This is a genomic window from Candidatus Omnitrophota bacterium, from assembly GCA_041648975.1.
Lineage (GTDB): Bacteria > Omnitrophota > Gorgyraeia > 2-01-FULL-45-10 > 2-01-FULL-45-10 > JAQUSE01.
Genome location: JBAZNZ010000003.1, coordinates 37067 through 56799, shown reverse-complemented (window position 1 = coordinate 56799; position 19733 = coordinate 37067). Strand labels below are relative to the sequence as shown.

General features: G+C 50.1%; 18 protein-coding genes. All 18 read right to left on the bottom strand.

Annotated elements, in window-relative coordinates; genetic code table 11:
- Positions 1 to 6: 6 nt before the first annotated feature.
- The gene (locus WC592_01380; GenBank protein ID MFA4981107.1) at positions 7 to 777 is read right to left on the bottom strand and encodes an SDR family oxidoreductase; all 771 of its coding nucleotides are present in this window, start codon (positions 775 to 777) and stop codon (positions 7 to 9) included.
- Positions 774 to 1541, bottom strand: coding sequence for a DUF692 family multinuclear iron-containing protein (locus WC592_01375; protein MFA4981106.1), 768 nt, complete (start codon positions 1539 to 1541; stop codon positions 774 to 776). Before WC592_01375 ends, WC592_01380 begins: the two co-directional genes overlap by 4 nt.
- Positions 1504 to 3471, bottom strand: coding sequence for a polysaccharide biosynthesis PFTS motif protein (locus WC592_01370; protein ID MFA4981105.1), 1968 nt, complete (start codon positions 3469 to 3471; stop codon positions 1504 to 1506). The genes WC592_01375 and WC592_01370 overlap by 38 nt, the downstream gene beginning before the upstream one ends.
- A gap of 1 nt (position 3472) precedes the next feature.
- On the bottom strand, positions 3473 to 4630 hold the full coding sequence (locus WC592_01365; GenBank protein ID MFA4981104.1) for a hypothetical protein: 1158 nt from the start codon (positions 4628 to 4630) through the stop codon (positions 3473 to 3475).
- Positions 4627 to 5811, bottom strand: a complete 1185-nt coding sequence (locus WC592_01360; protein MFA4981103.1) for a DegT/DnrJ/EryC1/StrS family aminotransferase — start codon at positions 5809 to 5811, stop codon at positions 4627 to 4629. The genes WC592_01365 and WC592_01360 overlap by 4 nt, the downstream gene beginning before the upstream one ends.
- Positions 5808 to 7187 (bottom strand): NAD-dependent epimerase/dehydratase family protein, encoded by a 1380-nt coding sequence (locus tag WC592_01355; GenBank protein ID MFA4981102.1) that lies wholly within the window; start codon positions 7185 to 7187, stop codon positions 5808 to 5810. Before WC592_01355 ends, WC592_01360 begins: the two co-directional genes overlap by 4 nt.
- Before the next feature lie 11 nt (positions 7188 to 7198).
- Positions 7199 to 7822, bottom strand: a complete 624-nt coding sequence (locus tag WC592_01350; GenBank protein MFA4981101.1) for an acetyltransferase — start codon at positions 7820 to 7822, stop codon at positions 7199 to 7201.
- A gap of 8 nt (positions 7823 to 7830) precedes the next feature.
- Positions 7831 to 8976 (bottom strand): UDP-N-acetylglucosamine 2-epimerase, encoded by a 1146-nt coding sequence (gene neuC, locus WC592_01345; GenBank protein ID MFA4981100.1) that lies wholly within the window; start codon positions 8974 to 8976, stop codon positions 7831 to 7833.
- The gene (gene neuB / locus WC592_01340) at positions 8973 to 10019 is read right to left on the bottom strand and encodes an N-acetylneuraminate synthase (GenBank protein ID MFA4981099.1); all 1047 of its coding nucleotides are present in this window, start codon (positions 10017 to 10019) and stop codon (positions 8973 to 8975) included. Before neuB ends, neuC begins: the two co-directional genes overlap by 4 nt.
- Positions 10019 to 10651, bottom strand: a complete 633-nt coding sequence (locus WC592_01335; protein MFA4981098.1) for an acylneuraminate cytidylyltransferase family protein — start codon at positions 10649 to 10651, stop codon at positions 10019 to 10021. Before WC592_01335 ends, neuB begins: the two co-directional genes overlap by 1 nt.
- On the bottom strand, positions 10648 to 11823 hold the full coding sequence (locus WC592_01330; protein MFA4981097.1) for a DegT/DnrJ/EryC1/StrS family aminotransferase: 1176 nt from the start codon (positions 11821 to 11823) through the stop codon (positions 10648 to 10650). The genes WC592_01335 and WC592_01330 overlap by 4 nt, the downstream gene beginning before the upstream one ends.
- Positions 11810 to 12994 (bottom strand): iron-containing alcohol dehydrogenase, encoded by a 1185-nt coding sequence (locus WC592_01325; GenBank protein MFA4981096.1) that lies wholly within the window; start codon positions 12992 to 12994, stop codon positions 11810 to 11812. The genes WC592_01330 and WC592_01325 overlap by 14 nt, the downstream gene beginning before the upstream one ends.
- Before the next feature lie 9 nt (positions 12995 to 13003).
- Positions 13004 to 13501, bottom strand: coding sequence for an HTH domain-containing protein (locus WC592_01320; protein MFA4981095.1), 498 nt, complete (start codon positions 13499 to 13501; stop codon positions 13004 to 13006).
- 70 nt (positions 13502 to 13571) lie between these two features.
- Positions 13572 to 14303 (bottom strand): hypothetical protein, encoded by a 732-nt coding sequence (locus tag WC592_01315; protein ID MFA4981094.1) that lies wholly within the window; start codon positions 14301 to 14303, stop codon positions 13572 to 13574.
- A gap of 3 nt (positions 14304 to 14306) precedes the next feature.
- Positions 14307 to 15719, bottom strand: coding sequence for a radical SAM protein (locus WC592_01310; GenBank protein ID MFA4981093.1), 1413 nt, complete (start codon positions 15717 to 15719; stop codon positions 14307 to 14309).
- Positions 15716 to 16486 carry a class I SAM-dependent methyltransferase gene (locus WC592_01305; protein ID MFA4981092.1) on the bottom strand — a complete coding sequence of 257 codons (771 nt, stop codon included), beginning with the start codon at positions 16484 to 16486 and terminating at the stop codon, positions 15716 to 15718. The genes WC592_01310 and WC592_01305 overlap by 4 nt, the downstream gene beginning before the upstream one ends.
- Positions 16483 to 17922 carry a B12-binding domain-containing radical SAM protein gene (locus WC592_01300; GenBank protein MFA4981091.1) on the bottom strand — a complete coding sequence of 480 codons (1440 nt, stop codon included), beginning with the start codon at positions 17920 to 17922 and terminating at the stop codon, positions 16483 to 16485. The genes WC592_01305 and WC592_01300 overlap by 4 nt, the downstream gene beginning before the upstream one ends.
- A complete protein-coding gene (locus tag WC592_01295; protein MFA4981090.1) occupies positions 17919 to 19733 on the bottom strand; it encodes a glycosyltransferase family 39 protein in 1815 nt (604 codons plus the stop codon). Before WC592_01295 ends, WC592_01300 begins: the two co-directional genes overlap by 4 nt.

Below are 19733 nucleotides of genomic sequence, written 5' to 3'. Positions count from 1 at the left end.
CTTCTCTCACCAGCAGCTCATGCCGCCGTCTACTACTATATTGTGCCCGGTCGTATAGCTTGCCGCGTCACCGGAAAGGTACATGACGGCCCCCGCGATCTCCCCGTCCCTGGCCATCCTTCCCATGGGGCACCTCGCCGAATAGTTCTTTATGAAATCTTTCCCCTGCGGATTATCGGGATTGTATATCCCGCCCGGAGATACCGCATTCACCCGGATATTCCTGGAAGCCAGGTGGACGGCGAAATATCTAGTCATCTGTATGACACCGGCCTTGGTAGCCCCGTAGATCTCGGAATTCTTTCTCTTGCAGTCCGTATATATCCTGAAGTCCGGAGATATGACGCCGTAAAAGGAGGCAACGTTGACGATCGAGCCCTTCTTCAGCTTACACCTGTCGAATATATTGACGTACGACTGGATGCAGAAGAACGTCCCTTTCAGGTTCACGTCCATGACATGGTCTATGCTCTTCTCGGGCCTCTTCTCGAAAGGCTCGAAAACGCTGACACCCGCGTTGTTGATCATTATATCTATGGTCCCGTATTTCCCGGCTACGCGCCCCAGAGCACCCTCAACATCCTTCTTCTTCGTTATATCGGCTCTGTAATATTCGACGCCGTCTGTCTTCGCTTTCGATATGACCTTGTCCAGCCCTGCCACCTTGGCCCCCGCCTTGACGAAACTTTCGCACAGCCGCCGGCCGAGCTGCCCCGAGGCACCGGTAATCAGCGCCACTTTATCCCTGAGCCCGAACTGTCCGTCTAGATAGCTCATAGCAACCTTCTCATCCTTTCCAGTGAGGCGACAAGATCCTTGGCGCCTTTATAATACTCCACGGTCACATATTCTATACCGGGATATTCCGCCAGCAGCTCCCTGACCTCCCCATACTCATTATCGCCCGGCAGCCTATGCGCGTCATAGGCAATGCCGTGTCGCGATCCCGGGGCGCTTACATGCAACTGCACCGCCCTGTCCATCGGAAGCGCCCTCTTGTATCCGCGGTAGTCGATCCCCCTGTTTCGGGACGTTATCACGCCGTGCGCGATGTCAAACACGAAATATATGGCATTCCCGCGGACCATCTCCGAAACGAAATCCGCGTCCGTGATATATTTATACGCGCCCGTAGGATAAAAGTTGTTGTTCTCGACGGCGATCTTCGTCTTACTGCCAAATATCCTCTTTATCGCCCTGAAATTGCGCCCGGCCGTCCTCAGCAACTCCTGTCTCGTGTAACGCCTGCCGCCTGGCTCGAACATGCCGCCTTTAAGCCTGGGCCTGTCGCAGCATGAAGCGATGTGAAAAGTAACAAGCTTCAATCCCGGCTTATTTTTTTTGACATGCCGCAAGTAACCTGTCTCTTTATCGCTAAAAACATGTATAGGTTGCAGGTCGCAATGAAATATCTCCTGCTTCTTAAGCTCTGAGCCCAGGCTATGGTCGCGGAACTCCAGGCAGTCCGAATGCGCCGATATAGAGAGCGCGGCGGCCTTATCTTTAAAAAGACCCGATATGGGCGTAGCTATCTTCACCATGCTTGGCTGCCTCTTCCTTTCCGCACAGAAAGGCGCGGAATCTCGTTATTCCCCTGCCGTCGACATAAGCGTCTATCTTGCCTTTTATATGCCTGTCGAGATAGTCGCTGAAATCCTTGTCCGAAGCCTCGTCCAGCCAGTAACGTACAAGGCCTTTCAACTCATTATAATTATGAGCAACCAGCTTCGGGAACGTGTCGTAGAAACGACCCCTGAACCTGTTCGTGGCATCGAAATAGATCGCCTTTTTCCGGGCGCCGAGCGCTTCCGTTGTAGGTGCCGTAAAAGGAGCGGATATGACAAGATCGGAAACAGCCATCACTTCCGTGGAGTCCCTGTTGCTGCCTCCTGTACGGTAACAGCGCGCATGCTCATAAAGCTTCTGATAATAAGACGCTATCCCGGGTTCACGCTCCAGCAATTCATTCCACAGCCATTTTTCCTTGAAAACGACCACGATATCAGGGTCTTCATCCATAAGCCTCACTATGCCAGTCACAAAAGCGGCCATGTCCTCAAGCTGCAGGGGCGCATCCGCTCCTACCGTCGTATCGAATACGGCCACTATCCTGCCCGAGTCCCTGCCCAGGCTTTTGAGAATAGACCTTCGCTTTGAGGAATAAAGTTCTTTGTCCTCCGCCGCCTTCCTCACATGCTCCGACCACAGGCATCCCGAGTTCTCAAACTTCCCAATATGGGTAATGAAAGATGAATAATACCGCGTCACCCTGCCGCCCCAAGACAGGAACCTGTCATAATACATATAGGAGAAGAATGTATGTCTGTAATCGGGTTCGTCCGGGGCATTGAAGAGGTCCGGATTGTGACCGGAATGTATATAATACCAGGTAGTGACGTCCCTCTTCGAAAGGAGGATGTTCCTCGTTATGTGCCCACGTTCATAATTGTTGTAGACTGCGTAGTGCTTAATACGGAACTCATCCAGGAACCTGGACCACAGGAGATAATCGCGTAATATGGTCACGGTCGTCTTGGTTATAAAACCGCTTTCCGTCAAAGAGGCGGCCATGGACTGGGCCCAGAAAGGCAGAAAGACTTTGAATACCTTTTCCTTTAAGAATGCGCGGCTGACACGGCACAGTATCTCCGGCAGGACAACAAGGCTGTATCCACGTTTTCTTATCTCGGAAACGTAGTCCCCGGACAAATACGTCTCCGCGCAGAAAAGGACATTCGAGGCATTGAGGTCCCTGCCATCGAGAATAAAATCCATGGAGCGGTATTTGCCGCACATCCCGAAATCTCCCTGATATACGCGGATACCGGCCTGATAGTCCTTTACCAGCGGCTTGTCACGGTCTACCTTTTTCACTTTGGCCGATATCCATACGGGAAAGGCAAAAAGGCAGAATATATTTGCTATATAACCGCCCATCCCCGCAGCTAATGACAATATGCGCGACCACCATGATATGAAAAAACGTTTATCGAGACCGCCGCGCGGCTTGCCGAAAGCGGTCATCTTCTCCATGACCATATAATCGCAGGCGACAAAACAAAGCCGGCTGCCGGGACCGGCGTCAACCGCCATCTTATTCAACACCGACTGCATACGATAATAATCGTATATCCTTGCAAGGAGGGCTTTTTTGTAAATAGAATGGACCAGGTCGGAACCCATCATCCTTGCTATAAGCCTTATGGCACCGCTCTTACTGAAGCGCACCTCATATGCGCTCTCTACGATGTCAAGCGCCGCGTTATGGGCTTCATACTGCATCGCAAGAGTAAAGTCTTCCGGCGGCATTTTCTTGATCTTCCCGGTGCGATGAAAATATCCGTATAACACTGAAAAAGCGGACGATACGTTCTTATCGAAATAGCCCACCTCATATCCCATGGCCAGATAACCCGCCGCGATGGGAAGCGAGATGAAACTCAACTTTTCGAATACTGCCATCTTAGTCATATCAGTTATAAGCCTTTAGCCTGTCGCCCACTATCTGCCAGAACGGAAGTTGCGGAGAACCGTCGGTTTTGATAAAACGCCTAACGTATTCCTTATACGGCCCCTCTGCCACAATAACCGGTTCTTTCGCAGGCCAACCGGCAGGGTCAAGATCTATATTGACAACCCTCTCATTAAATTGAGATGCGAAATTCGATATTAAAGGACCATAAGGCGTACTTTCCATCGCATTCATGGTAACGAATACTATCGGTTTTCTGAACAATACCGCAAAATTTACGGAAGTGCTGACGTGTGCTATTACATATCTGGCGCGCGACACCAATTCTATAGTTTTACCTTTAAACATCTTACGCTCTCCGAACACACCCGGCATGTCTTCGTACTTCGACTTCGGGTGTGCAGCGATAGCGATAGGTATGCCAATACGGTTTTCCAGATAAGAAAAAAACCTGTTCATTCCTGTATAATATTCGCCTTGCCTGTCCTCGCTAAAAGGATTTTTATGCATACCGCCTTTTATATTATAATCTGGATGTAGCGGAAAATATTCGTCAAGAAAAACGGCATACCCTCCGTCAATAAGAGGAATGCGGTCGCTCAAACAATATTCCAGATATTTATCGTAATCAAGTGAATGTGCCCATATTACCCGCGTGGCACTGCCGGGTTGAGGTCGTTTTGGAGAATATCTCTCTCCGCCGGCTAAGACATAATCTGGCGTAGGCAGCCCCAACAATGAATTCGGAAGCCGCCAAACTATGCTTCCAAATAATATTTTTATATTTCCGATAAGATCCATGCCTTTGCTGTTCCAGGAATAAGAGGTCGGAATACTATTAGCACAAAAAGCGGCATAGCGTACCTTATGTCTTTTCAATATCCTGTAAAAAAATACGTTTATCACGCGGGCGCCTATCATGTCTATACCGAACATATCCCCGCTATCCCTCAGAAATTTATCTGCATCATCGTAAGTATTACAGTATACTGTACTATCCGTAGCAATCTTTTCTGATGACTTATAATCAGGATTCATGACTGCCGTCATATCCAGGAACAATACCTCAAACCCAATATTTCTAAGCAACTCTACTCCGAATCTTTCATAATCGCGTCTTGTGAGAGGCGTCTGTAAGAAAAAACATATCTTTTTCATCTCTCGGCCTTCGATATCTCCCGGGCATAACGATGCGAGCGGCGCACGGCAAGACATATCTTACTTACGTCGGACTCCGGCATATCGGAATAGAGCGGCAGGCTCAATGAGTTGTCGGACAGTATTTCTGTATTTTTTAGCTTTTTGCCGGCCTGGCCGAAAGAGGCGAATGCTCTCTGGCGGTGTACAGGAGGATAAAAATATTTTTTGGCGCTAATGTTCTCGGCGGCCAAAGAATCAAAGAGTAAGTCCCTCGACAAGCCGAACATATCCTTATCGACCAGGACCGAGAAGTCCTTATAGCTCGACCGGAGGCTTTTATCTATTTTCTGAAAACTCAGGCCGGGTATCCCGGATAACAGTTCTTTGTACAATCCGGCCAGCCTGTTCCTCCGTCTTGCGTTTTCTTCCAGGAGGTCGAGCCCTTCGATACCGAGCAGCGCGGAAAACTCCGTCATTCTCGAGCTGAGGCCCGAGAACGCGGGATCGTAACTACCAGGATCCCCATACGTCCTGCCCATACGGACGAAATTGGCGATCCGGTCATTATTCGTCGTCACTACGCCGCCCTCGCCGGTGGTCAGAAGTTTGGTGGGACTCAAACTGAACGATTCGGCGTCCCCAAAACAACCCACCCTCTTCCCTTTATATGCGGATCCGAGGCCGTGGGCGGCATCAAAGACCAGCTTCAGCCCGTGCCTTTTAGCTATCTTGGTCAGGGCTCCTATGTCCGGCGGGTTCCCGAATATGTGCACTGCGACTATCGCCGACGTTCTGGATGTGATGGATCTTTCCACTTCGTCCGGGTCAATATTGTAGGTATCTATATTGCAGTCGACAAATACCGGCTTAAGGCCGTTCCATACTGCCGCGTGGGCAGTAGCGTGAAAGGTGAAGCTCGGCATTATCACCTCACCCTTCAGCTCAAGCGCTTTCATTATCAGCATGAGCCCGCTTGTGCAGCTGGAAAGTGCAACGGCGTGTTTTACCCCTATATGCCTCGACAGCTTCGATTCGAAACGCCTGACGTAATCCGAGTTCGTGATCATCCTGGTGCGCAATATCTCCCCAAACGCTTTCTTCAGGCGCCCTATGCGGCCGATAGTGGGCCTGGTAATGGGGACCGGTTCTTTGAAAACGGGTTTTCCGCCTAATATCGCCGGCTTCTCTTTATGGTTCATTGGCTGTATTCCACGTTATAATATTTCGGATCGTCCACGTTATCGATCTCCTCGCCTATCTTCTTCTTTATGTCCATGACGCCCTTCTCCATCCTGACGACAGGCCTGAACTTCAGGGCCTTCCTTATCTTGGCGAATGAGACCGAATAGTTCCTCGGATCATTTGCCTTCCCCTCCATTACCAGCTTCGAGCCCGGTACACACCCCTTCACTATCTCTGCCAGGCGGATTATCCTGTAGTTCTCGTCTTCCGAGCCGACATTGAATATCTCGCCTCTTATCCTGTGAATAGGGGCCTCCAGACATTTTATGTAGGCCTCGGCGGCATCGTCGACATGCAGCATAGGACGCCACTGTTTACCGCCTCCATGGACCGATATCCTGCCTGACTTCACCGCTGTTTTAGTCATTGTATTCACTACGAGGTCAAACCTCATCCTCGGCGAACAGCCGTATAATGTCCCCATCCGCAATATGGTCGGGGAGAAGTTCTCGTCCATGAGGCTTAGTATCCCCTCCTCGGCATGTATCTTGGACCTGGCGTAGAGCGAAACCGGATTGAGGGCGGAATTTTCGTCCAGTAGTTTATTCCCATCCATCGTCCCGTACACGCTGCACGTAGAGGCATAGACGAACCTGTTTATCTGGTGATACTTGCACGCCTCGGCCAAGGCCTTATTCGCGAGGTAGTTTGTCTCTATCGCCGCTTCAGGCCTGTTTTTGCAGGCCGGGTCGCCTACTATCGCCGCAAGGTTGACAACCGCGTCGACGCCCGACAGCGCCCTGACTATTGTAGATATGTCACGCATATCGCCATTTACAAGTTCGAACATCCTGTTTTTAAGAAGGCCCTCTACCGATTTTGACCCGTACATCAGGATATCGAGGACTCTGACCTTGATATCGCGCGCGAGAAGCTTTCTTACAAGGATAGATCCCAGATATCCCGCGCCGCCCACCACAAGTATCTTCCTTCCCGTATGTTCATGTTTTTCTTTATTCGCCACGCTTGTGAATGCCCGGCAGCGCACGATCTTTTTCGGCCGGCTATTCCTGTCAACGACAAGAATATAGCGGCTGTCCGGCATCTTCTCCAGCAAGCGCTTGACGGCCCGCTCCGCGGAATAAGGATTTGCCGCGTCTTCTTCCCGGAAGACGATCGGGTCGGGATTGGCTATATCCAACGCTTTGTTACGAATGTCCACACCCCGCAGGATCGCCTTCCTGATCTCGCTATCGCTTATGGCTCCTGCCAATCTTTTTTGCGCGTCTACTATGTAAGCTACTCTCAAGCCCGAATGGTCGATAAGTCTCATGACGTCTTTTATCGACGACCCCGCGCCGGCAATGACATCTTTAAGGTTTTTCAGCTTCATGACATATTTCCTTATATAATTTTTGCGGGCACGCCTACAGCCTTCACGTTATCGGGTATATCCGATATGACCGCGGCCCCTGCGCCCACTGTGACTTCCCTGCCTATTCTTATATTATTGATAACGGATGCGCCCGTACCGATATACGAAAATTCACCGACACTTACAGTGCCCGCCAGATGCGAACCGGGCCATAACTGGCAGAACCTTCCGAGACGGCAATCGTGATCGACCGTCGCTCCTGTATTAACCACAACCCCGTCTTCCAGCGCGGCGCCAGTATTGACCACCGCCCCGGCCATAATGACAACGCCTTCGCCAAGTTTTGCCGTTCTGGAAATGACTGCCTTCGGATGTACGGCTGAGCGGATATCCAGGCCAAACTTTTTTGCTTTTCTGAATATCTTCTCACGCATTTCATTATCGCCTATACCCAGGGCGACAGAGAGATCCTTCCTGCCCTCCAGATACTTCCAGTCTCCCAGGACCTTAAAACCGTTTATAATAGAGCCTGCCTTTTGTATATCCTCATCGATAAAACCGGCTGTATCGGCGCCTGCCTCCGCGAGGATATCGAGGACTACCCTGCCATGCCCGCCGGCGCCGAATATCACGATCTTTTCCCTTTTCTTCATTTTGCCCCTCAATAGGTCAATTGCTTAACAAGCAGTTCTTTGTTCAGGCGTATTGCGGCCAGTCTGTCTGCTATACGTTGCCCTGCGTGACCGTCGCCGTAAGGATTATTGCAATGTCTCACCTTATTCCTGAATTTCTTATCGAAAAGCGCCTTTTTGATCGCCCTTAAAATTGCGTTCATCCCATGATCGGCGTCTATGACGTTACCGCAACGCTCGCGGCCCCTTTGTCGATCGCCAATATTTACGACCGGAAGCTTGAACGAAGCGGCTTCGATAATACCGCTTGAAGAATTTCCCACCAGGACGGACGATATTCTCATAAGCCCCAGGTAGTCTGCGTGCGGTATGCTCTTAAAGGCTTTTATGAGCGAATGCCTCTCGTATCTTTTTATCACATCGATCATCTTCCTGCCTCCGGCGTCGGCATTGGAGTATATTACAATAGTCTGTATCTGTAACTCTTTGACCGCTTCCAGCGTCGTCCGCATATGCGACGCCGACTTGCCTGTTTCGGCGCTTACAGGATGCTGGACCACGATCAATGTCGGACCGTCATTGAGGCCGTATTTCTTAAGAAGTTCTTTCTTGCCCGCGTAACGGCCGGATAGTACACTATCCAGGGCAGGCGCGCCGACTTTAAAGACCGTATCCGGCCTCTCACCCAGCTTTTTTATCCTTTCTTTCGCCTTATCCGTAGCGGGAAAGTGTATGTTGGACAACTTCGTTATAGCGTGCCTGACAAGTCCGTCTATGTGCCCCGACACCTCGCCTCCGTGAATGTGCGCGACGGGTATATTCATATAATTCGCGGCGATGGCCGCGGCAAGCATCTCTCCTCTATCGCCCAGCACCAATACTATATCGGGCTTCAGCCGGAGAAAACTGTCAGAGAACATCGATACGGCCTTCCCGACGGAGAACGCCATTGCATGGCCGGTATCCTCCCAATACGAAATGTTTATCCTGTTGTTTATATGAAAACCGTCTTTCTCTATCTCGCGGACCGTATAGCCGAATTCCTTCATCAGATGCATGGAAGTGGCGATAACAAAGAGTTCCAGGCGCTTAGATTTTTTTATCGCCTTCATCACCGGTTGGAGAATCCCATAATCCGACCGCGACCCTGTTATAACGCAGACTTTACGTTTCATATCATATCCGAGGTCAAGACCTCGTCCTTCTTTATGCGTAGTTTGGCTTTCTTTCCATCCAGAATATACAGGTATTTAGGACTCAAACCTGTCCCTGGCCTCTTCACCGTAAGCATGCTCCGTCTTATTGTTCGGCCTTTTGGGATATCTTCAAGCGCCACGACGCTCTTCCTTGCTATCCTCTTCACTTCTTCCTCGGCGGAGGCAGGGGCTTTTATGCCGCCGCCCATGGACTTTTCGGTATTTCTGACAGACCTCACCAGATCCTCCAGCCCCTTAACGTCTAAGGACGCCTTATGGTCCGGGCCCTTCATGGCTCTGTCCAGGGTAAAATGTCTCTCGATAACACAGGCTCCTAATGCCGTCGCCGCAATCGACGCCTCCAATCCTTCTGTGTGATCCGAATATCCTACCGGACAGTCAAAATTTTTCTGAAGCGTAACGATCGCCCTTAGATTGGCGTCTTCGTAACGCGCCGGATAATTAGAAGTGCAGTGCAGCAGTATCAGGCGCCTGTTGCCGGCCGAATAAATTACATCAACGGCTTCCCTCACCTCACGTAGAGTTGACATGCCGGTAGAAAGGATGATCGGTTTCCCGTATCCGGCTGCCTGTTTTAGTAAAGGGGTGTTGGTTATCTCACCCGAACTGATCTTAAAGGCGGACACTCCAAGCCTATTCAAGAGAGTGGCGCTTTGAAGATCGAACGGAGTAGAGAGGAATAGTATCTTTCTTTTTTTGCAGTGATCGGATAATCTTTTAAACGCTTCTTCGGAGAGCTCAAGCGACTTGAGCATCTGGAACTGCGATTTCCCGGGGACCGCCCTCTTTTGATAAGCGGCTTTCGGCGCGTCCTTCACCACAAGCTCCTCTGCCCTAAAGGTCTGGAATTTAACGGCGTCGGCGCCGGCGTTTTTAGCCGCGTCGACCATCTTCATCGCTATGGCAAGGCTGCCATTATGGTTCACGCCGGCCTCGGCTATGATAAATACCGGCCGGCCTTCTCCTATCTTCCTTCCCGCAATCGTAACATATCTTCGCATTACTGTCTGCCCCCGCCGGCGCGTTTCGACAGGATCTCTCCCGCCATCCATAATTCAAATTCATCGTCTATCTCTACGTTCTCTTCTTTCGAGGTAAATATACGTCCAGCCTTTTTACCGAATATCTTTCCCTTCTTTATCAGGTCTGCCTTTATAACATATACATTGCCGTCGTCGTAGAAAAATCCTTTCAGGTCCTGGCGCCTCTTATTTATATACGAGCCATACTCCATGAATTTGCATATAAATCCTGTCGCGAGATTGTCCGCTTTCGTCCTGCGAAACTTCTTTATACACCTGTCTATCAATCCCGGGCTACGGACCGGGGAAGTAGGTTGGAGCAGCACTACCGTGTCCGTGTCGATCAGCGAAAGCACATGCTGCAACGCGGAAAGCGTCGTCGCTTTATCCGTCGCCAGTCTCGCGGGGCGATTTATAACGTCCGCTCCGCACCGTTTTGCGATATTGGCTATTACCGCGTCGTCCGTCGAGACCACAAAGCGATCCAATAGTTTCGACTTCTTCGCCGCCTCAATAGTCCATGCGATCAGGGGCTTACCTGCTACCATCTTTATATTTTTTCGCGGTATGCCCTTAGACCCTCCGCGGGCCGGTATTATACCTAACGTCATAAAACCTCTTTAGCTATCTCTTTTACAGACCCAACGATCCTGTCGATCTGTTCGCCGGACATCTTTATATTGATCGGGAGCGCTATCGTCCTCCTCAAATGGTCGTAAGATCTCGGCCACAACCCGGTGAGGTCTTTCCCTTTATATGGGTCCAGGCCGGAGAGCAGATGGTCCCACGTCCCCGAAAAATGCCAATTGAACGCGTCCGGCAGGTTCTTAGTGCCTACCTTCTTCTCCTTAAGTTTCTCTACGAACTTTTTAGCTTTTTCGACGCTCTCCACGGTAAAAGTAAGCGTATCGGCAGTCTCGCCTTCCGCGTCGTTAAAGGACCTGAACTTGAGCCCTTTCACATTTTTAATCCCCGCCATTATCTCCGCTTTATTCTTTTTCTGCTGAGAGATTGCGTAGTCAAGCTTGGCAAGCTGGACGATCCCTAACGCGCCCTGCAGTTCCATCATGCGATAGTTGAATCCGGCCTGCCGTCTCGTGTCCTCGCCCCTGGGGAAGTTCGGGTTGCACTGGTGGCCGTGATCGGCAAACTCCATCGCCTTCTGGTATATCTCTTTGTCATCCGTAATGATCATCCCACCCTCGCCGCAGGTGACCGCTTTCCCGAAATCGAAACTGAACGCCCCCGCGTCTCCTATCGAGCCCAGGAGCTTTCCCTTATATTTCCCGCCTATCGCCTGCGCGCTGTCTTCCAGGACCTTGAGCCCCGCGTCTTTCGCTATCTTCATTATCTTATCCATGTTGCAGGAAGCGCCGTACATATGGACCGGTATCACCGCCTTTGTCTTCTGTGTGATCCTGCGTTTAAGGTCCTCAGGATCCATGGTAAGGGTCTCGTTCACTTCCGTAATTACGGGGACGGCGCCGCATTCCATTATAGCTTCGACCGTGGCTACAAAGGTGAAGCTCTGTGTTATCACCTCGTCGCCGGGCCTGATCCCGAGAGCCTGCAGCGCTACCTTCAGCGCCACCGAGCCCGAAGTAACGGCCTGCGCGTATCCTGAACCGAATTTCTTCGCGAAAACCTTCTGGAATTCCTGGACTTTAAAAGAACCGTTGCGCATTCCGTCAAATCCGTGCTTGAACAGGATACCGCCGTACTTATCAAATATATCGAGTACCGCCTGGCGTTCCTCCTTGCCCACCAATTCAAATCCTGGCATCTTTAAGGTCCCTTTCCTCTCTCATCCTGCCGAGCATATCCGATAAGTCTTTTTTACTTATGTCGACAGGGTTTTGCTCAATGGCCTTCTTCAAAACATCATATTGATCTATCAAAAAAGAGACATCACTCTCTTTCAGCCCCAGCGCTGAAAGCTTCGAGGGGATACCCATCTTCTCGTCCAAGGCTTTCATATATTCGACGAAAGCTTCGTTCTTCTCTTTTATGGAAAGTCCCCTGACAGAGCCCTCTATCAGGTCGTAAAGCTCGGCGTAATCCTGGTAACCGCGCGAGACGTTAAATTCCGTAACGGTTGAAAGAAATACCGCGCCCGCCATCCCGTGCGGCACTTTATAATGCGCACCCAACGGATATGAGAGCGCCCCCGACGGGCCGGAGCCGGCGTTGATAAGCGCTATCCCCGCCAGATATGCCCCCCATTGCAACCTTGAGCAGATCTCTATATCGTGCGGCTTATCAGGCATAACCATCAGGCTGTTAAATATTAACCTGAAGGCCTCTTTCGAAAAAATTCTGGATATCGGCGTATGGTCCTTATGGACAAAACTTTCGAGCGTATGTGTAAGCGCGTCCATCCCGGAAGATACGGCGACGCTCTTCGGACAATTCAGGATGAATGACGGGTCCAGAATGGCGAGAACAGGAAAGTTATATTCGGAATTGATGCCGAGCTTCTTCTTCTGGGCGGCGTCTGTAAATACGGCATTATACGTTGCTTCACTCCCGGTCCCGGCTGTGGTGGGGATGGCGATCACTGGAAGCGGCTTGGACTTCAGCGCCGGAAACCCTCTATATTCGATAGCCTTGCCCGGATTCGTGACCAGAGTGGCTATTCCTTTTGCCAGATCCATTGTGCTGCCGCCGCCTATGCCTATTATCACCTCGAACCCCTTATCCATAAACCCGGCCTTATAATTCTCGAGATAATCGTAGTCCGGCTCGGCAACATCGTTTATAAACGTCTCTACGTACAGCCCTTCATTCTTCAAACTTGAGGCGGCTTTTGCGGTAGCATCCAGGCTCTTGACTCCGGCATCTATTATAATCGCGGCCTTATGGAAACCCAATTCCTTTACAAATATCCCCAGCCTGGCTGAAACGCCTACCCCGTATTTCAAATTTGTCCTTACCCTAAATCCGAAATCTTTCATATTACCGTCCTATTGTAGAAATTTTTCCGCGAGGCTCAACGCGGTCGCAGCCATAGCCTTCAACTCCTCTATCTTCTTCAACCGCTCCTCATATACCTGCGCTATGACCTTCTCCTCATCGGTAAGCTCAGTCGCGGCGGACTTTGTTATCTTCTTGAATTCATCCGTCATGTTGGATACTTCCGCTATCCTCTTCTGCACTGCCGATCTCAGCTTGTTGGCAAATACCTTCTTTATATCAAGTTCGGCCTCATAATAGTCCTTCCTGGAACCCTTTACCCATATATTCTTTACAGCGCCCCATTTCTCCAGTTCCCTGATATTAATACTGACACTGCCTTTACTGACTTCGAGTTCCTCAGCCATCTCATCCAGAGACAGCGGCTTGTTGCTAAGATAAAGCACAGCATATAGTTGCGCAACAAATTTGTTAAGACCGAAGCTGCCGCATAGCTTACCTATGCTCTCTATGAATTTATCCTGAGCCATCTCCAATTTTCTATTCATATTATTACCTTTCGCTTTGTTTAGAACATTTCAAACGTAATATACCATAGTACCTGCATTATGTCAATAATTATACCTCTCCGCTCTCCTTCTCATCCTCTTTCTCTATACCCAAGACTTTTTTGATCTCAAACCATATCCTTCTTGCGGGCATCTGTTTCTCGGGACGAGTCGTCCTTTTTTCATTCAAAATACGCTCCAATTCCTGTTTCAGCTCGCTAAAAGGAACTCCCCTATAAGACGAATCCCCGAAGTCCTTGCCGGACATATCATCGATAGTAGCAATCTTCCCGTCCGCGGTCATGAAATACGTCCCATTATACGAATCGAAGATAGCCCACTTGCCGTTCAATTTGACAAATGACATAATGAACATCGACTTGCGGTCGTTGTAGTAGACCCTCTCCCAGAATGCCGGCACATGAGCATAGGAACAGAGTGTAGTAAAGACGTCCTGCGATTGGCTGTCGGTGCCGTACCCCCTCACGATAATATTATAGATATGGTCATCTACTACCGGCATGCCTTGCGGCACTTTTTTAATACTATCGCCGGTCCATTTAAAAATGGCCAATGCCTTTTCCGCGTCCGTCCTGCGGGAGGAGGCGACCTCTTTCGCGATCCTGTCGTATTCATAATGGCGCGACAGAAACTCTATCCACTTCACATAAAGCGGCATAGTGATCCTCCGCGTCTTACCGTCGATGTTCTGCCGTATTGAAACCTGTAAGTTAAGAACGCCGGCGACTATTAACACGCACACCAGAATAATGGCCGCGCGCTTTATATTTTTCGCTCTCATCTCTTATTTCCGCCTTTTGAATATATTGAAAACAACGAACACAAAGCCGCGCGCTACAAGGGACAGCTGAGTCAGGGACCTTATCCGAAGTAAATGGCTCATCACTTTCGAGGGGCGCAGATAGAAACCGGTAAAAGCCTTCTTCTGCCACCGTATCATGTCGTCTTTTGACATCCCCGGCAGGTGATGTACGGGCTGTGTATATACTCCGTACATGTCATAATCATAATTATCTATAAGAGCTCTTTCCGAAAGGTAGCTGAATGCTTCGCTGCCGGGATAAGGCTTAAGTATCAGGAACTTTGCAAAATCCGGATCGAGCTCCTTGGCAAAATCTATCGACTCCCTGACGCTTTGTTCAGTCTCTCCCGGAAGCCCTATGATGAAAAACGCCCACGTCTCGAAGCCGAATTTTTTGGCCAGCTTGAAAGCGCTCCTTACCCTATCCAGGCTTATGTTCTTCCTGGCGAGCTTCAACACTTCCTTATTGCCGGATTCAACTCCGAAACCGACGTTCCTTACCTTTATCGACCTGAGCGCCTTCAATATGTCCTCATCCACGCAGTCCGCCCTGATGCCGTTCATGAACTCGAGTGTCAGGTCATAATTTCTCTGCAGGATCGCTTTGCAGAAATCAAGCACCCTTTGCTTATTTATCGTAAATGTGTCATCCGCTATATGTATCTCTTTAACGCCGTGCTGGGCGACCAGCATATCAATCTCATCCATTATATTCTTCACGCTTCTAAGCCTGACATGCCTGGTGAATATCTGTTTGGTGCAGCAAAATGTGCAATCGCCCGGGCAGCCCCTTGAAGTCATTATGGTCGCGACCGGAGTGCGCACCGCATCGGGCGGGACATAATCATTGAGCGACCGGAGGAGGCTCCTGTCCGGGAATGTTATATCGTCGAGGTTCGCTATCAACTCGCGCGGTTTATTACGGATGACCCGCCCGCCCTCTTTATATAATATTCCGCTTATCCCGGAATAATCGTTCTTCCCTTCATCGATCGCCTTTACCAGCTCTTCGACAGTCTTCTCGCCTTCCCCCACGACCACAAAATCTATCTCTTTCTTTTCGGCCGTAACGACGGGATCGATAGTGGCATGTATCCCGCCTATGATAACCCTGATGGAACTGTCGTATTCTTTGACGGCGCGCGCCCAGCTTAAGGCGTCTTTGACCGTAGGAGTGACGCTCGTTATAACTATAAGTCCGGGTTTGAAGCCGGATAATTTTTCCCTGAACGATACAGGCGTCACTTTATCGATATCTATATCCAGCAGCCGAACCTCGTGTCCTAATAGTTTAATGACAGTGCCGACGTAGAGTAGCCCCAGCGGCGGATATATCTGCGACATCTTCATCCCGTAGACTTTTTCCTGCGAAGGGTTTATTAAAAGCGCTCTCATGGCCGCGTCCTCCTTACAATCGCCGTGCAGAATATCGAAGGACAGAAAGCCTCCCTGACGAATTTGGGGGCCGTGTTTATTGCCAGGGCCGCAATGCGAAGCGTCTTTATCAGGAGCTTGTTCGCGGAGTATTCGTCCGGATCATTGATCGTCTCACCGTCCCACAGGACAGGATCGAGCCCTGCGTCTTCCATCTCGGCCTTTAGCTCTCTCATGTCATACCTGTGGTGCGCAGGCACGTCTTCCCTCAGCGCTTTCTTGTATATGAGATTATATAAAGGGTTCTTATTATTAATTACCCTTATCGAAACAACCCCTCCATCCCTTGTTATCCTCGCCATTTCCTTTATCACCTTTATCCTCTCGCCGCGGTCAAGCCAGTGCTCCACAACGCCCTCATTAAATGTAACATCGAACTCGCCGTCCGCGAACGAGGTACGTTCCAAGTCGTCCTTTAAGAACCTGATGCTAATGTCGCCGAAGTGCCGTTTGGCTATCTCCCCCAGCAGTCTAGCGGCGTTGAGAGACTCTTCCGAACAATCCATCAAAGCAACATCCCGCCCTGCTGCGGCTATGGCAATGGCAAACCTTCCCAGCCCGCATCCCGCCGACAGGAATTTTTTACGGGATCCGTCCTTCAATAGGGATACTACCCAGCGCGATGACAATATGTCCGAAAAGAATCCTCTGTCCACATCTTTCGGGAAATAGACCCCGCCGCGGCTAAGGAATTCCTCCCATGAGTCCGACACTCTTTTTCCGGTCATCTCGGCCCTTTCCCTTTCCTGGTTTTCCCGTAGATTACGCCTAAAAGCCGCGCCGCTTCCCTGCAATAAGCCGCGATCAAGGCGGGCGACCTCATATTCGATATGGTCCTGAGAACGAAACGCGGGTCGAGCATGACCTTCCTGAAAGCGGCCTCCTTCAGCCGGCCCAGCCTCTCGCGCTTCATGTAATGCGTATCCGCGACGGGCTCGAAAAACCCGTAAGTCTTCAGATCCTCGTCGGACTTCAGGAGCCCTTTCTCTTTCACATATTCATACAACTCCGTCCCCGGAAATGGGTATGAGATGCTGAAATTATACATATCCGCCTTTAACGACTTCGCGAACCTTATCGTCTCTTCGAAAGTCTCCTCGCTTTCCCAGGGAAGCCCTACGATGAAGTTAAGGTAGGTCTTTATCCGGTGCTTTCGGCACATCTCCACGGCCCTGCGCGACTGCTCCAGGGTTATACCCTTCTTCATCCTGTCGAGAAGTCCCTGGTTGCCGCTCTCTATGCCGAAACCTATTACCGTGCAGCCTGAACGTTTCATCGCGTACAGCATCTCATCGTCTATCCTGTCCACGCGGCTGTTCGTCATCCACTTTATATGCAGCCCCTTATCTGTGATAAGACGGCATATCTCGGCAACCCACTTCTTATCGAAAGTGAACGTGTCCGCCCTCATCCAGAAATCCTTTATGCCGAACCGCGTCATGCATTCTTCAAGCTCGCGGACGATGTTCTCCGGCGATCGCAGCCTCAGGTGTGCGCCGCCGACCTTACCTGCCATGCAATAAATGCATTTGAACGGACAGCCCCTTCCTGTCAATATGGTCGTGAACCGTCTGCGCGTGTCCGGCATCCTGTATAATTCGTTCCTTATCAGGTGCCTGGCAGGCAGAGGAAGAGAATCGAGATCGTCCCCAAAAGGCCTGGGCTGGTTTGTGAAGGTCCGGCCGTATGCCCTATAGCTTATGCCTCTTATATCCTGCAGGCGCGATAGAGAAACTATCTCCCGAATCACGAATTCCGGTTCGTTATTGATAAATATATCCAGGTTCCCGTTGACCCTGAGCAGCGCCTCGCTGTCATCCCCTACATATCCTCCTTTAGCGACCGTTAGACAGTCAGGTTTAATGCCCTTAGCCATATCGCAGGCCTTCAAGTCCTCTTTCAGCGTAGACATCGTTGTGCTCACAACGAGCACGGAAGGCAGCTCTCTCTCGAGGTCCAGGCGCACATCGGCCCACCCTTTCTTTTCGATGGTATAGTCCCTGACAAAGCATCTGTATCCGGCCTTCTCCAATACAGCGGCCATATAAAGTATGTCCATCGGAGGAGAGACCAAAGCCCCTGTTTCACTCTCCAGGTACGACTGGCAGCGGTCCGACCTGTCGTACAATCCGGTAGGCGGATATAAAAGGAACGCCTTTTTCATTTTATCTTCCGGTTCTTTTCCCATTTTTTAATACAATCCCATACATAATAGAAACCTATCACGAACAGCATAATAAAGAACGGATGGAGCGGCGCCCTGTGGCGGCCGGTCCTTATGGTAAAAAACAGAGGATGCGATATGAAATAATACACAAAGATCAGGAAAAACAGCCAGACGAGGTCCCGCCTGTTTTTTTTCGAGAACCACAGGAATGCGCCAAGTATGATAAAGATGTATATGTAGGAAAGCATGTACGAGCCGAAAGCGTTATAGTACCTGGACGGCAGGACGAGAATAAAAGGATTGAAGAACCCGAAGAACGTTATGAAAAAGAAGGCATGGATGTTGACCGCTACTTTCTTAAGGAATATGGTGGGGATCTCGACGGGATGCTCCTGGAGCGCCTTTATCGAGCCTGTGATACTGGCGAACGGGTTGAAGCCGAGCTTGTCGAGTTCCGAATGATGGTGCCTGAACGTCCCCACCCCCTGGCTTATGACGAGCGTATTTGCATCTTGCGTAAAATCGGCGTTCCGGTATTTTGAGTACATGTATTCCGCCGGGTAGGTCGCGATGAACGTAACGGCGAGGAACAGTATGAAGTTGACCACCTTCGACCTCAGGCCCATGCTTTTTACAAAAAAGAGAAGCCATATAAAGGCGAACACCGGAAAGAGGACCATTATGGACCGCACGCCGTTCATGAGGCCGAAGACGAGCCCTGTTAGTGCCGATATACCTATAATATTTTTTCCTTTTTCGGAATAGCCTGCCAGTAAAAGCACATACAGGTATAATAGCGGTATCATGAGAGCCTCGGGCTGGAGCACCGCGGCAAGATATACAAGCGACATGCACAATGCCGTCAATATGGCGGCAAGCCTGGCCATCCTCTCCTGGCTGGTCAGTTTGAGCATAATATAATAGACCAGCGGCGCCATGAAAGAGGCCAGGATGCTCTGTATGAAAGATACCGCATAGAAGTTCCTGCCGAATATTTTATAAATAAGGCCTAAGAATATCCAATAGTAGGGACCGAATACGACGAAGACGAGCGAGCCGTCAAAAAGGGATTTGAAATCCTTGGCTATCATCTGCGCGTTCTCGTCGTAGCTGAGTCCGTCGCAGCTGGCGACGGTAAAACGCTCCCCAGTCTGTATTATGAGTATCACCCCGAACATGATGCGAAGAATGACCGCCAGCAGATACACAAATACAAGGAATTTCCATCTCTTCTCAAAGAATTTCGAAACTGCGCGCGCTGCTCTTCCGAATGTGACGCCGGCGTCAACGACGAACGACGCGCCGAACGCTCCAACCATCGCCAGAAGCCCCGCAACAAATCCGCTTTTCAAAAGAATGCCCGAAAGCGCAATGAATGTCATAAGATATATTAATCCGATGTCAAATAAACCGCTCTTTTTTGTAAAGCAGTCTTTCGCAAAACACGCGGCAAGATACCCCACAAGGGCAAAAACGGCCAGCATAACAGCAATCACGTATACCATATACACCTTGTTAAGCGGATTTGAAGCGCCAAGCCTGACATGAAGATCGACCAGCAAAACGGCCAGCTCCGCCAGGAGCCAGGGCTTTATTATACGAGCCAGGGAGTTCTTAAAACCGGCCTTAAACAACCTGCTATGGGTGAATGCGTATAGAACAGCCAATCCCCAATATATTACCGGGAGCGGCATCTTCCAAAATATTCCTTGTATGTATATCGACTTTATCTCGAGCGTAAAAAGGGTCGTGAGAAAACCAGCCGCAAACAGACATACGAAAGCCGCCACGTATGATATGTATGACAT